This window comes from Wenyingzhuangia sp. (genome assembly GCF_039768515.1).
Classification (GTDB): Bacteria; Bacteroidota; Bacteroidia; order Flavobacteriales; family Flavobacteriaceae; genus Wenyingzhuangia.
Map to the genome: position 1 here is coordinate 25,614 of NZ_JBDNAI010000075.1, position 14,026 is coordinate 39,639.

Consider the following 14,026-nt stretch of genomic DNA (forward strand, 5'->3'; position numbering starts at 1 on the left):
AAGGCAGTTTGTGAACAGGAGTTTACTTATTTTTGCATTCTATGAAATTCACATTAGGGAAAAATCAAAAACTAAAAAGCAGAAAGGCAATATCACAATTGTTTACAGAAGGGAAATCTGTAAAAAGCTTTCCTATAAAAATGATTTACTTACCTACAAAGCACGATGACACTCAAACAAAAGTAGCCTTCTCGGTTCCAAAGCGAAACTTTAAGCTTGCTGTCGATAGAAATAGAATTAAAAGACTACTTAGGGAGGTTTATCGGTTACACCAACATGAGTTTTTAGGATGTCATAAAATCGGCTATAACATCATGTTTATTTACATGGGAAATAAAAAGCCTGCGTATCATGAATTGGAGATGATGTTTAAAAAATTGTTTGTGAAATTCAATTCTTTTTCTTCCCACCCTAAGTTTTGAAAAAAGTTTGTACGGATCTCTACAATCAGGAATGACTTATAATTCATTTATCGGTTTAAATAAATTGACATCGCCTTTCAGCAATTCCTCTTGATCTAACTGTATTTTATTTATCAATTAGGGTTAAAGTCAATTCAAAAAATTAAATTTGAATATTCATTAGAAATTTTACTCATGTTAAAACGAATATTTGACATTCTATTTTCTCTTTTTGTTCTGGTTTCAATTTTAATTTGGTTGATCCCTTTAATTGCATTATTGATTTTTATGACGACAGGAGAAAGACCATTCTTTTTTCAAGAAAGAGTCGGTAGAGAAGGAAAGCCTTTTTCTATTTTTAAGTTTAGAACGATGAAAGGGTATCCTCCCGTAAATGATCCACTACTGTCCGCAGAAGAAACGTTTAGGATTACGAAAATGGGAAAAACACTCCGTAAGTATAGAATTGATGAATTCCCTCAATTCCTTAATGTTTTACTAGGAAGCATGAGTATTGTAGGTCCAAGACCAGAAAGACAACAATTTTTAGACAATATCATTGAAGAAATTCCTCAATATTCGGCATTGCAGTCTTTAAGACCAGGAATCACTTCTTTGGGACAAATACGTTTTGGTTATGCTGATACTTTTGCTCAAATGAAAATTAGAGCTAGGTATGACTTAGTTTATTTAGATAACCTATCTTTGTGGACTGATATTAAAATCATCATGTACACTGTAGTGGTGGTTATAAAAGGAAAAGGTAAATAAATTATGAATATTCTTATTTTAGGTTCTGGAGGAAGAGAACACGCGTTTGCAAAAAAACTAGTAGAAAGTAAAAAAATGACAAAATTGTTTGTCGCTCCTGGAAATGCAGGTACAGCCAGAATAGCCAATAATATTTTGATAGATCCAACGGATTTTCCTGCAGTAAAAAAAGCGGTATTAGAAAACCAAATCCAAATGGTAGTTGTGGGACCTGAAGCACCTTTGGTAGAGGGAGTTCATGATTTTTTCTTAGCAGATGAATCCCTCAAAGATATCCCTGTAATTGGACCAAAAAAAGATGGAGCTGAATTAGAAGGGTCTAAGGATTTTTCTAAGAAGTTTATGTTTAAACATGGCGTTCCCACAGCAAAATATCAGGCATTTACTAAAGAAACACTCACTGAAGGTCAAATGTTTTTGGAGACTTTAAATCCACCGTTTGTCTTGAAGGCTGATGGATTGGCTGCAGGTAAAGGAGTTTTGATTATTGATAATTTACAAGAAGCAAAAGAGGAGTTGGCAGACATGCTTACCAATGAAAAATTTGGAGCAGCTTCTTCTAAGGTTGTTATCGAAGAGTTTTTAGACGGTATTGAACTATCAGTTTTTGTCTTAACAGATGGGAAGGGCTATAAAGTTTTACCATCAGCGAAAGATTATAAAAGAATTGGGGAAGGTGACGTTGGTTTAAATACAGGAGGTATGGGAGCTATTTCCCCTGTTCCTTTTGCAGACGCAGATTTTATTCAAAAAGTAGAAGAAAGAGTTGTTAAGCCAACCGTAGAAGGTTTACAGCAAGATGGGATTGATTATCGTGGATTTATCTTCATTGGATTGATGAATATAGGAGGAGATCCTTATGTGATAGAGTATAATGTGCGTATGGGAGACCCTGAGACGGAGGCTGTTTTACCAAGAATTACCTCTGACTTATTGGATTTGTTTGAAGGTGTAGCAACACAAACCCTAGCTTCTAAATCATACGAGGTTGACCCTAGAACCGCAACAACAGTAGTTGTGGTTGCCGGAGGTTATCCAGAAGCTTATGAAAAAGGTCATTTCATTACAGGTACAGAAAATGAAGAAGAGTCTATAGTGTATCATGCTGGAACAACCATGAAAGAGGGAAAAATCGTTAGCAATGGGGGCCGAGTTTTAGCGGTAACTTCTTTTGGAGAGGATATCAATTCTGCTCTCGAAAAGTCGTACAGAACAATTGATAAAATCTCTTTTGAAAAAATGAATTTTAGAAAAGATATCGGCTTTGATTTGATTTAATTCGGACAGCTTAAACTTTTGAGATGATATGCTTTATTTACGTTGTAGATAAAGCATGTCATGTTTTGGACTGTTATTGTTATCATCTTTATTATCTTAGTGTTTAGAGCTTTCATTTTTTTATGACCCATCCAAAAACAGCTAAAAATAAAATTATTGTAGCGCCATTAAATTGGGGTTGGGGTCATGCCACTAGATGCATACCTCTCATCAGAGAAATATTAAATTTAGGTTATCAACCCGTTATTGCTTGTGATGGAGATGCTTTGATTTTTCTGAAAAAAGAGTTTTCTAGCGAGGAATTTCTAGAACTTCCTTCTTACGGTATCAAATACAAAGAATTTTTTTTGTGGTCTATCATTCTAAACATTCCTAAAATAATTAAGGCTATTTTTAAAGAAAAAAGCGTTATAAAAAATTATGTAAAACAGCATAAAAATGAAACGATAGGGATTATTTCAGACAACAGACTTGGGGTCTATTGCTTAGGAATTCCTTCTGTTTATATGACACATCAATTAAATATAAAGGCTGGTTTTTTGTCTAGTATAGTAAATATAATTCATCACTTTTTCATCAAAAAACACAAAGAATGTTGGGTTCCAGACGACTCTGAACGGTCGCTTTCAGGTGATTTGTCTACTCAAAGCATAGGGTTGAACGTAAAGTATATTGGTGTTTTGTCAAGGTTTACCAAACGCAAGGTTCCAATAGAATACGATTTGCTAATCTTGTTGTCAGGTATAGAGGGTCAACGCCTAGCCTTGGAAGAGGTTATGATGAATCAATTACAGGGTTATCAAGGCAAGGTTTTGCTAGTTAGAGGTTCTTTAAAACCTTCAACAAGGAATTTTCCAAAACAGGTAAAGGTTGTAGATTATTTGTTGTCTGACCAATTAGAAAATGCTTTAAATGCATCTAGACAAGTCGTCGCTAGATCAGGTTACAGTACAATCATGGATATGGCAATCCTAGAAAAGAAAGCTTTTTATATCCCTACTGTTGGTCAAACAGAACAAGAATACTTAGCAAGTTACCAAAAAGAGAAAAAAAGAGCGGACTACAGCACACAAAAAGATTTTAAAATAACTTTGGTAGATAGTGGGCACGCTGTGTCGCCTTTTCCTATGAATTCAAATCTGATGCTGAAATGTTTAATCAGCATTTTTAAGCTTTCTCAAGCGTAAAGCAAAAAGTAGAACCTTCGCCTACAGTACTATTGACACTGATGGTTTGTTCATGTGCTTCTATGATATGTTTTACAATTGACAGTCCAAGTCCAGAGCCACCTTGGTCTCTTGATCTACTTTGCTCCACTCTGTAAAAGCGCTCGAATAACCTTGGCAAATTGTCTTCTGAAATTCCTTCCCCGTTATCTGATATTTTAATGATTAATTTTTCTTCATCTTCATAGCCTACGGATACTACTGTGGTTCCATTAATTTTTCCATATTTAATAGAATTCATCACAAGATTAATTAAAACTTGTTCAATTTTTGCCTGATCAGCCAACACAAACTTAGGGATGTCATAAAACCTATCTAAGGTTAGGTTTATACCTTTTTTTTTAGCCTGCATTTCTAACAAGTCAAATACTTTTTGAATCACGGTCAAAAGGTTGAAAGTGTCTATTTTAAGTTTTAAGTCGTTGGTTTCTAGCTTAGTAATTAAGTCTAAGTCTCCTACGATTTCACTGAGTCTCTCAATAGCAAGGTTCGCTCTGTTTAAATATTTCTCTCTAATCACTTTGTTCTCTGCTGCGCCTTCAATAAGAGTCAGTAAATATCCTTGTACTGTAAACAAAGGTGTTTTTAGTTCATGAGCAACATTTCCCAGAAAGTCTCTACGGTAATTTTCTCGAAAGTTTAATTTGTTAATTTCTTTTTTCTTTTTGTAGGAATATTTTAAAATATCCCTGGCCAAAAAATCAAATTCGTCTGCATTCACATTGATGTTTGAGACTCTTCTTTTCTTAAGGCTGTTGACTTGATTGTATATTTTGTTTATTCTGTATCGAATATAACTATTTAGGCTGTAGTTTAAGACGATAGTAATCACTATAAATAATACTCCTGAAAAGATGAGTAGTGTTTTAGAATCTATGTCTTTTGAGGAGGAGTACATTAAAAGACTCACAACGATGTCTATACATAGTGTAAGGATTAAAGAAGTTACAGCCGAAAAAAGGAAAAAGTTTTTAATTCTCATGCAAAACAAACTTATATCCTACTCCCTTTACTGTTTTAAAGTGATCGTCTCCAATTTTTTCGCGTAGCTTTCGGATGTGTACATCTATGGTTCTATCTCCAACAACAACATCTCCTCCCCATACGTTTCTCATAATGACTTCTCGGTTGAATACTTTACCGGGTTTTGAGGTCAGTAAAGAAAACAGTTCAAACTCTTTCCTTGGTAAAACAATCTTATTTCCGTCTTTGATAACCAAATATTCATCACGGTCAATTATAATTCCTCCAAGCTGAGTGTTGTTTTTGCCGTCGTCTTTCACCCTTCTTAACAAAGATTTAATTTTGCTAATTAACAATTTTGGTTTGATAGGCTTGGTAATATAGTCATCAGCACCAGCATCAAACCCAGCTACTTGACTGTAATCTTCTCCTCTTGCAGTAAAAAAAGAGATGATTACCTCTCCTAGCTCAGGGAGTTCTCTAATTTTCTCACAGGCCTCAACACCATCCATTTCTGGCATCATTACGTCTAGTAAAATCAAATGGGGTTGAATTTTTTTTGCTTGTTCTATCGCCTCGAGACCGTTTTCTGCAGTATATATGCTATACCCCTCTTTTTCCAGGTTGTATCCTACAATTTCTAAAATGTCGGGTTCGTCATCTACTAAAAGTATTTTAATCTGATTTGTTTCCATAGATGTAAGGGTTCATTTTCATAATTATTCGATGACTAAGGTACAAAAGAGTTTTTAACAAACACTTAAGATATTTGTTTGCTAAAGTTAGTAAAGGAATGCTGTTAACAATATTTTAACACAAAGGTAACGATACGGTACACTCTTTTATTTATTATTTATAGACTTTTGCACCGCTTTTAAACCAATATAGCATTGATAATGAGAAATTTATTAGTTACAATTTTTACTTTGATAAGTGTAGTTTCATTTGCACAACAGAGAGGGACAATTTCCGGTAGAGTACAAGACAAAGACATGGACTTAGAACCCTTACCCTTTGTTAGTATTTATGACAATAATAATAACACCATAGGAACTACTTCAGATTTTGATGGAAATTATTCTATAATGTTAAGTGAAGGGGTACATACCCTTGTCTTTGATTATGTGGGTTACGAAACTGTAAAAAAGCAAGTTACTGTGCAAGCAGATATGGTTCAAAAAATGACCATTACCATGACTTCTGTGGCAGATGCTTTGGAAGCTGTTGTATTAACAGTTGTTGTGAATAAAGAGAGTGAAGAAGCGCTGCTAGCAGTTCAAAAAGAAAAAGTAGAGATAGTAGAAAGTATTGGAGCTATTCAGCTTTCAAAATCAGGAGTTTCTGATGCAGCTGCGGCAACAGCCAAAATAACAGGAGTCACTAAAAACGAAGCTTCTGGAGATGTTTTTGTTAGAGGATTAGGAGATCGTTATCTATTTACGACGATGAATGGTTTACCGATACCGTCTGACAATGTGGAGAAAAAGAATATTGACTTGAATTTATTTCCAACATCAATTATTCAAAATGTAGGAATTTCTAAAACATACTCAACGGTTTCTTATGCTGATCAGACTTCGGGGCATGTAAATATTACTTCAAAAGAATATTCAAAAGGAGATGATGTTATAAAGGTAGGGTTAGGGTTTGGAATAAATTCTAATACAGTTGGAAAGTTTGGAGATTTTAAAGCTACCCAAAACATAAACAATACCACTTTTGGTTTTCATAGCACAGACCTAACGCCAAAGCAAGCATTGATAGGTCAGAGTTGGAATACAGAAAATCAGTCAGTACCTTTAGACTATAGTTTTTCAGTGGTAGGTGGAAATAAGTATGACATTAGTGAAGATGATAATTTGTCTTTTATCGCATCTTTGTCACATTCTAGATCATATGATTATGCTGAAGGTACTTTTGCCTCTTACAGATCGAACTCTAGAAATACAGAATTTAATTTTACGGAGGAGTTTAGTGCTTCTATAAACACAACTGCTCTATTAGATTTAAAGTATAGTATAGGTCGAAATCATGATATTAAGTTTACCAATTTATACATTAATAAACTGTCAGATAATGTTTACGAACAGGGTAGAGATGGTTTAGGATATGTATTAGATCAACAGCCTGCGTTCTATGGAGCTTTTGTAAGAGATCAAAACACAAAGCAAACTTCTATTTTGGTCAATCAACTGTTAGGAGATCATCATTTTGATGAAAAAAACAAATTTAATTGGGCATTGGGTTATAATAACGTAAAAGCAGAAGAACCGAATAGGATCAGAAATGAAGTAAACTTTGGTACAGAGGAAAATAATGTTTTACACAATGATGTAGTTGAAGATGGCATTGTAGAATATGCTTTTGTTGGAGATTACCAACAAAGAAAATCTAGACAAAGTATTCAGGATTTTGAATACAATGCCTTAGCAAATTATCAGTATACTTTATTTGATGAAGAAGATAGAGTCATCCATTTTAATATTGGAGGGAATTATAGAAATAGAACCCGTGATTTTTATTCTAAGTTTGATGGTTTAGGAATTGTTGGTGTTGATTTACAGGTAGCCAACATAGATAATTTGTCAGAAGGGTTTACCCAAGAAAATTTAGATAATAATATTATTGAATATAAAGATCAACCACAAGATAGTTACGAAGGACAATTAAGTATTTTAGCAGGATATGTTAACACGGATATGAAATTTAAAACGTTAACAATTGGTTTAGGCTTAAGATATGAAGAAGATATTATTGATTTAATAAATTGGAATGTAAACAATTACCCAGGTAGAACAGGAAGTAATAAAAATAACTATAAAAATTTATTACCAAGTTTTACAGTTAAAAAAGAGCTTAGCGATAAACATACTTTGCGTTTGGCAGCTAGTAAAACTGTTACTTTGCCTGAATTTAAAGAATTAGCTCCATTTAATTATGTATCACCCACAGGAAGGGTAACAGGAGGTAATCCAGATTTAATAGCTTCAACAAATTATAATGTTGATGTAAAATGGGAGTTCTTCCCATCTAAAAAAGAGTTGTTATCGGTAACAGGGTTTTATAAAATGATCCAAGATCCAATTAACCGTAGACAAGTTAGAGGGTCTTCAGGTTATTTTTCCTTTGCAAACACGGGAGAGAAAGCAAATGTTTATGGAACAGAAATTGAAAATAAATCGAATCTTTACGAGTCTGAAAATTTTGGAAAGTTAGATTTAAAAGCAAATGCAACTTTTATGTTACATCATCAAGATTTAGAAGAGGAATTTCAGTTTAATAATAAAACGAATTCAGGATTGGCAGGTGCTTCTGATTATATCATCAATGGAGGATTAAGTTACTCAGATCAAAAGGAAGAGGAATTAAATGTGAATATTTCTGCAAATTATTCTTCAGATAAAATTTTCTCATTGGGGTCTCCCGAAAGTTTAACTTCAAGTGATGTTTTGTTTAATGATGAGATCATAGAAAAAGGGTTTGTTACTTTAGATTTAATCGTGTCAAAACAATTGTCTGAAAATTTTAAAATTAAAGGTTCTTTTAAAAACTTATTAAACCCATCTATTGACCAAACACAAGATATCAAAACCAATAGAGGAACGTTTACTAGAACAGTATCTTCTTATCAAAGAGGTCTAGACCTAGGTGTTAGTTTGAGCTATGCTTTTTAAGTAACTTCCAAACGATTTAAACCAAAAAGCCCTCTGTATGTTCAGAGGGCTTTTTGGTTAACAATTATTTTACAAAATCCATTTATATTTAACAAGAACTTAATAAGGTGTTAACAATATATGTTATCATATTGACTTTCTTTGTTGAAACAAATCATAAAAAATTTATTAAAATGAAAAAATTAAATTTATCAATTTTGGCTTTTGCATCATTATTTATTAGCTGTAACGATGATAATGCGAATGAAGTAGAAGAATTCTTTATTGTCTCTGAAGGGAATCTAAGTTATTCTAAAGGAACCAAACTTGATGTTTCAGAGTGGTCTTGGAAAGATGCTACTTTATCTGGAGAAACTGCTAAAGAAACTTTATCCGATGAGTATACTGAAGATATATCAGTTTCTGGAGTTGTTTCTTTGACTGGAACCACATTTGTAAGAAGTGGTGCAACTTTAACTTTTGAAGCTGGAACAGAACTTGTTGCTAGTCAGGGTGGAGCAGAAGTCAATATCATTGTAGAGCAAGGTGGTAAAATTGTTGTAGCAGGTACATCTGCTATGCCTGTAATTTTCTCTTCAGAAAATGGAGAGCCAGGAGATTGGGGTGGATTGACCATCTTAGGAAAAGGAATTTCTTCAGGAGGTGTAGATGTTGAGTTTGAGGTAGGAAGTTACCCATACGGAGGGGACATAGTTAACGACAACTCTGGGTCTATTAAATATTTAATAGTAAAAGGAACGGGTGCTCAAATTGATTCTGAATCTCAAACTAACGGAATTTCTTTCTGTGCAGTAGGATCAGGAACAACTATTGAAAATATTGCAGTTATTAATGGAGATGATGATGGTGTTGAGTTTTACGGAGGTTCTGTTTCAGCAAAGAACGTTTACTTAGAAAACAATTCTGATGACTCTGTAGATTGGACAGAAAATTGGACAGGAGGAATAACTAATGTGTACATTTCTCATACGGTTAAAGGTTTTTCAACGGTCTTCGAAGGAGATAAAGAAAACGGGAACCCAACTTTTAATAACGTAACCGCTATATCTTCTGTTGGGGGTAGAGCTTTACAGTTTAAAAAGGCATCAGGAGCTTCTGTTAATAATTTATATTTAGAAGGATACGATCAAGAAATTCAATTTGCTGATCCTGATTTGTTCATCATTGAGAATGTAAAAATTGATGGAGCTACTGCTGTAATTTCGGAGTAAACTCAACAAGCAAAAATATATTTAAAACCCACCTCATTTGAGGTGGGTTTTTTTATTTCACAGACTTTATTAACTTTAAAATAAAAACGCGATGAATTTTAATGTTGATAAAGAAGACTTGTTGTTTCTAGATATTGAGACGGTTTCTCAGTATAAAGAATATAAAGATGTTCCCATAATAGAACAAGAATTGTTTGCTAACAAAACTGCTTATAAAAGAGGGGAAGATATAACAGCTGAAGAATTTTATAGCAATGCCGGTATATGGGCAGAGTTTGGGAAAATTGTCTGTATTTCTGTTGGATATTTTGTGAACAATCAACTAAGAATTACTTCGTATGCTTCTAAAGAAGAGAAAGAACTATTGATTGATTTTAAAAAAGTACTCATCAATCATTTTAACGGCTCAAAACATCGATTGTGTGGTCACAATGCCAAAGAATTCGATTTTCCTTTTATGGCTCGTAGAATGATTGTACACGGCATAGACTTGCCTCCACAATTAAATTTATTTGGTAAGAAACCATGGGAAATCCCACACATAGATACTTTAGACCTGTGGAAGTTTGGAGATTATAAACATTATACCTCCCTAAAACTACTGACTCACCTGTTAGGAGTTCCTAGTCCAAAAGGAGATATAGACGGAAGTAAAGTAGGAACCGTTTATTATCAAGAAAAAGACTTGCCAAGAATTGTTCGTTATTGTGAGCAAGACGTGTTGGCTTTGGCAAGGGTTTATATGCGTTTTAATAACGAGCCTATAGTGAGTGATGATGAGGTTGTTTTTGTCACTAAATAATGGAATAGAGGGTGAAAGGAAACCTCGTAAAAGCAAGAAAAATCCAAATGAATACCATTTGGACTTTTCTATTTATAAACCTTTTGTGTGATTTAGGATTCTGTATCTTGATCTAATAAGGCGTTCCAGCCTTGCGCGGCTAGGGGTACAGATTGGTTAGCTCCTCTGGTGATTAAGTTCATACCACTTGCAGCATCTGTCATGTGTCCAATTACTGTCAAGTGAGGGTTTCCTTTGATTTTGTCAAAATCACTTTGAGCAATGGTAAATAACAATTCATAATCTTCTCCGCCGCTTAAAGCCACTGTTGTACTGTTTAAATCAAACTCCTCGCAGGTAGAAATTACTTGAGGGTCTAAAGGAAGTTTGTCTTCGTATAAATGACAACCTACTTTAGATTGTTGACAAATATGGATCACCTCAGAAGAGAGCCCGTCAGAAATATCAATCATAGAAGTTGGAATTACCTCTAAATCATTTAAAATTCTAACCATGTCTTTTCTAGCTTCGGGTTTTAGTTGGCGCTCAACCAAATAAGTGTAAGCATCTAGATCAGGCTGGTTGTTAGGATCTACTTCAAATACTTGTTTTTCACGCTCTAAAACCTGAAACCCTAAATATGCAGCACCCAAATCACCTGTAACGACTAGCAAGTCATTTTCTTTGGCGGTATTTCTGTAAGTAATTTTTTCTTCTTCAGCATGTCCAATAGCGGTCACACTAATCAACAATCCTTTTGTTGACGAGGTCGTATCTCCACCAACCAAATCTATATCATATTTTGAACAAGCCAATTGGATTCCGCTGTATAATTCCTCAACAGCTTCTAAAGGAAATCGGTTAGACAAGGCTATTGAAACTGTAATCTGACTTGCTTCTGCATTCATCGCATACACATCAGATAAATTTACCATCACCGCTTTATACCCTAAATGTTTTAAAGGCATGTAAGATAAATTAAAATGAACCCCTTCTATCAATAAATCTGTAGTTATCAATGTCTTTAACCCCTTCGCATCTAATACTGCACAGTCATCACCAACTCCTTTTATTGTTGAGTTTTGGGAGATGTTAAAGTGCTTTGTCAAGTGCTGTATCAATCCAAATTCTCCTAAGCTAGCTATGTCTGTTTTCTGTGGTGTTTTGTCTTCTAACATGTTGTTTTTGTTTGAAAAGTTTTGAGGTTTAATTCAACAACTAAATTGTGTTCATTAATTTATATGCGCAAAGATACATTTTACATTGATGAACTCTATTGCCGCTATAAATAATATTCATATTCCACATGATAAAAATCAGTTTAAAAGTGGTAAATTTGCACAAGTTTAGGTTTAATCTAATTAAGTTATGATAAAGGTATCAGATGTAGCAAAGAAAAAAGTAATCGAATTGATGACCGAAGAGGGTTTCGATGCTGTTAATGATTTTGTTAGGGTAGGTGTTAAAAGCGGCGGCTGTTCCGGTTTGTCATACGATTTAAAGTTTGACAAAGCCGAGCAAGATGGAGATAAGGTATTTGTTGACAATGGTGTGAAGTTGATTGTAGACAAAAAAAGTTTTTTATACTTAGTTGGGACTACTTTAGAATATTCTGGAGGGTTAAACGGAACTGGATTTGTTTTTAACAATCCCAATGCCAATAGAACATGTGGTTGTGGAGAAAGCTTTTCATTATAGCCCAAACAGGTTAGCAGACCAAAATTACCAAATAGAAATGGTAGGTTTTTGAAAAGATACAGAATAAAGAATTTATAAGTTTAAAACAAAAGTAAAATAGAAATCAAAGCAGGTGAGTAGCGTTTAAAGGCGCAAACGAATCGACAATCTTTTTTACTTTTCAATATTGAAACTAAAAATGAAATACACAGAAGACGATTTAAGGGAAGAACTAAAAACCCAAGAATATGAGTATGGGTTTTATACTTATTTGGACGCAGAGACTTTTCCTAAGGGATTAAATGAAGATGTTATTCGTGCCATTTCTGCAAAAAAAGAAGAGCCCCAATGGATGACAGAATGGAGATTAGATGCTTTTCGTAAATGGGAAGCTATGGAGGAGCCAGAATGGGCTAATGTTCGTTATCAAAAACCAGATTTCCAAGACATTAGTTATTATTCAGCGCCAAAAAAGGCAGATCCTAACAAAAGTTTAGACGATGTAGATTCTGAATTGTTAGAAATGTACAAAAAATTAGGGATTTCAGTTGATGAGCAGAAAAAATTACAAAATATAGCCGTTGATATTGTCGTCGATTCAGTTTCTGTGGCGACAACTTTTAAAAAGACACTGAATGAAAAAGGAATTATTTTCTGTCCTATATCAGAGGCAATAAAAGAGCATCCAGAATTGGTAAAAAAATACATGGGTTCTGTAGTACCAAAAACTGATAATTATTACGCGGCTTTAAATTCAGCAGTGTTTACAGATGGATCTTTTTGTTACATTCCAAAAGGAGTGGCTTGTCCAATGGAATTGTCCACGTACTTCCGAATTAACGAGGGGGGTACAGGTCAATTTGAACGTACTTTAGTTATTGCAGATGAAGGCTCTTTTGTGAGTTATTTGGAAGGATGTACAGCGCCAAGTAGAGACGAAAACCAATTGCATGCTGCCGTTGTTGAGTTGGTTGCCTTAGACGATGCAGAAATTAAGTATTCTACTGTTCAGAACTGGTTTCCTGGAGATGCAGAGGGTAAAGGGGGTGTTTATAATTTTGTAACCAAGAGGGCTGTTTGTGAAAAAAACGCAAAAGTATCATGGACACAAGTAGAAACAGGTTCAGCAGTAACTTGGAAATATCCATCTTGTATTTTAAAGGGAGATAACGCGACTGGTGAATTTTACTCCATAGCAGTTACTAACAATTATCAACAAGCGGATACAGGGACAAAAATGGTACACCTAGGGAACAATACAAAGAGTACTATAATTTCTAAAGGAATATCTGCAGGACATTCACACAATAGTTATCGTGGTTTGGTAAGAGTAAATCCCAAAGCTGAAAATGCACGTAACTTTTCACAATGTGATTCTTTATTGATGGGAGATTTATGTGGAGCTCACACTTTTCCATATATAGAAGTAAAAAACAAATCGGCCCAAATAGAGCACGAAGCAACAACAAGTAAAATAGGGGAAGACCAATTGTTTTATTGTAATCAACGTGGTATTGATACTGAAAAAGCTATTGCATTAATTGTAAATGGATTTAGTAAGGAAGTGTTAAATAAATTACCAATGGAGTTTGCTGTAGAAGCACAAAAATTATTGGAAATCAGTTTAGAAGGAAGTGTAGGATAACACAATTTTGTCAAGTTTATTCCTGTTTTAGGTAGTGTTGGAAAACAATAGCGAAGCAGTAAAACGAGCCATAGAAAAACACATCAAGTAAAAAAACAAAAAGCCAAAAGCTAACACAATGTTAAAAATAGAAAATTTACATGCTAAAGTAGGAGATAACAATATCTTAAAAGGATTGAATATTGAAGTCAAGCCAGGTGAAGTTCATGCCATTATGGGACCAAACGGAGCTGGAAAAAGTACCTTAGCATCTGTAGTAGCAGGAAATGAAAATTACGAAGTAACAGAAGGAAATATTTATTTAGAAGGAGAAGATTTGGAAGATTTGTCTCCAGACGAAAGAGCTCATAAAGGAGTGTTTTTATCGTTTCAATATCCAGTAGAAATACCAGGGGTAAC

Annotated in this window: 13 protein-coding genes; 10 read left to right on the plus strand and 3 right to left on the minus strand. The window is 34.1% G+C overall.

What is annotated here, in order from left to right; translation table 11 throughout:
- Nucleotides 1–41: 41 nt before the first annotated feature.
- From rnpA to ABF281_RS04610, 4 genes are all read left to right on the plus strand, one after another.
- A complete protein-coding gene (gene rnpA / locus ABF281_RS04595) occupies nt 42–422 on the plus strand; it encodes a ribonuclease P protein component (protein WP_347180518.1) in 381 nt (126 codons plus the stop codon).
- Between the two features lie 174 nt (nt 423–596).
- Nucleotides 597–1,172, plus strand: a complete 576-nt coding sequence (locus tag ABF281_RS04600) for a sugar transferase (RefSeq protein WP_347180519.1) — start codon at nt 597–599, stop codon at nt 1,170–1,172.
- A gap of 3 nt (nt 1,173–1,175) precedes the next feature.
- A complete protein-coding gene (purD, locus tag ABF281_RS04605; protein ID WP_347180520.1) occupies nt 1,176–2,450 on the plus strand; it encodes a phosphoribosylamine--glycine ligase in 1,275 nt (424 codons plus the stop codon).
- A gap of 122 nt (nt 2,451–2,572) precedes the next feature.
- Entirely contained in the window at nt 2,573–3,637 is a 1,065-nt protein-coding gene (locus ABF281_RS04610; protein WP_347180521.1) for a glycosyltransferase, read from the plus strand.
- Here ABF281_RS04610 and ABF281_RS04615 read toward each other — a convergent pair.
- A complete protein-coding gene (locus tag ABF281_RS04615; protein WP_347180522.1) occupies nt 3,618–4,658 on the minus strand; it encodes an ATP-binding protein in 1,041 nt (346 codons plus the stop codon). The genes ABF281_RS04610 and ABF281_RS04615 overlap by 20 nt on opposite strands.
- Entirely contained in the window at nt 4,648–5,334 is a 687-nt protein-coding gene (locus ABF281_RS04620) for a response regulator transcription factor (RefSeq protein ID WP_347180523.1), read from the minus strand. Before ABF281_RS04620 ends, ABF281_RS04615 begins: the two co-directional genes overlap by 11 nt.
- 201 nt (nt 5,335–5,535) lie before the next feature.
- On the opposite strand from ABF281_RS04620, the gene ABF281_RS04625 reads away from it, so the two are divergent.
- From ABF281_RS04625 to ABF281_RS04635, 3 genes are all read left to right on the plus strand, one after another.
- Nucleotides 5,536–8,313: an outer membrane beta-barrel protein gene (locus tag ABF281_RS04625; RefSeq protein WP_347180524.1), complete on the plus strand. Its 2,778-nt coding sequence runs from the start codon at nt 5,536–5,538 to the stop codon at nt 8,311–8,313.
- A gap of 173 nt (nt 8,314–8,486) precedes the next feature.
- Nucleotides 8,487–9,524 carry a hypothetical protein gene (locus ABF281_RS04630; protein WP_347180525.1) on the plus strand — a complete coding sequence of 346 codons (1,038 nt, stop codon included), beginning with the start codon at nt 8,487–8,489 and terminating at the stop codon, nt 9,522–9,524.
- A gap of 91 nt (nt 9,525–9,615) precedes the next feature.
- Nucleotides 9,616–10,326, plus strand: a complete 711-nt coding sequence (locus tag ABF281_RS04635; protein WP_347180526.1) for a 3'-5' exonuclease — start codon at nt 9,616–9,618, stop codon at nt 10,324–10,326.
- A gap of 92 nt (nt 10,327–10,418) precedes the next feature.
- On the opposite strand, the gene thiL is transcribed toward ABF281_RS04635, so the two are convergent.
- Nucleotides 10,419–11,483 (minus strand): thiamine-phosphate kinase, encoded by a 1,065-nt coding sequence (gene thiL / locus ABF281_RS04640; protein WP_347180527.1) that lies wholly within the window; start codon nt 11,481–11,483, stop codon nt 10,419–10,421.
- Between the two features lie 190 nt (nt 11,484–11,673).
- Between thiL and ABF281_RS04645 the strand changes: the two genes are divergently transcribed.
- From ABF281_RS04645 to ABF281_RS04655, 3 genes are all read left to right on the plus strand, one after another.
- Entirely contained in the window at nt 11,674–12,003 is a 330-nt protein-coding gene (locus ABF281_RS04645) for an iron-sulfur cluster assembly accessory protein (RefSeq protein ID WP_347180528.1), read from the plus strand.
- A gap of 178 nt (nt 12,004–12,181) precedes the next feature.
- Entirely contained in the window at nt 12,182–13,627 is a 1,446-nt protein-coding gene (gene sufB / locus ABF281_RS04650; RefSeq protein WP_347180529.1) for a Fe-S cluster assembly protein SufB, read from the plus strand.
- A 118-nt stretch (nt 13,628–13,745) separates the two neighbouring features.
- A partial coding sequence (locus tag ABF281_RS04655; RefSeq protein WP_347180530.1) for an ATP-binding cassette domain-containing protein occupies nt 13,746–14,026 on the plus strand: 281 nt, incomplete at its 3' end.

Excerpts from the sequence above, each read along its gene's own strand:
- rnpA (WP_347180518.1), top strand. The coding sequence starts at position 42 with ATGAAATTCACATTAGGGAAAAATCAAAAACTAAAAAGCAGAAAGGCA.
- ABF281_RS04600 (WP_347180519.1), top strand. The coding sequence starts at position 597 with ATGTTAAAACGAATATTTGACATTCTATTTTCTCTTTTTGTTCTGGTT.
- purD (WP_347180520.1), top strand. The coding sequence starts at position 1,176 with ATGAATATTCTTATTTTAGGTTCTGGAGGAAGAGAACACGCGTTTGCA.
- ABF281_RS04610 (WP_347180521.1), top strand. The coding sequence starts at position 2,573 with ATGACCCATCCAAAAACAGCTAAAAATAAAATTATTGTAGCGCCATTA.
- ABF281_RS04615 (WP_347180522.1), bottom strand. The coding sequence starts at position 4,658 with ATGAGAATTAAAAACTTTTTCCTTTTTTCGGCTGTAACTTCTTTAATC.
- ABF281_RS04620 (WP_347180523.1), bottom strand. The coding sequence starts at position 5,334 with ATGGAAACAAATCAGATTAAAATACTTTTAGTAGATGACGAACCCGAC.
- ABF281_RS04625 (WP_347180524.1), top strand. The coding sequence starts at position 5,536 with ATGAGAAATTTATTAGTTACAATTTTTACTTTGATAAGTGTAGTTTCA.
- ABF281_RS04630 (WP_347180525.1), top strand. The coding sequence starts at position 8,487 with ATGAAAAAATTAAATTTATCAATTTTGGCTTTTGCATCATTATTTATT.
- ABF281_RS04635 (WP_347180526.1), top strand. The coding sequence starts at position 9,616 with ATGAATTTTAATGTTGATAAAGAAGACTTGTTGTTTCTAGATATTGAG.
- thiL (WP_347180527.1), bottom strand. The coding sequence starts at position 11,483 with ATGTTAGAAGACAAAACACCACAGAAAACAGACATAGCTAGCTTAGGA.
- ABF281_RS04645 (WP_347180528.1), top strand. The coding sequence starts at position 11,674 with ATGATAAAGGTATCAGATGTAGCAAAGAAAAAAGTAATCGAATTGATG.
- sufB (WP_347180529.1), top strand. The coding sequence starts at position 12,182 with ATGAAATACACAGAAGACGATTTAAGGGAAGAACTAAAAACCCAAGAA.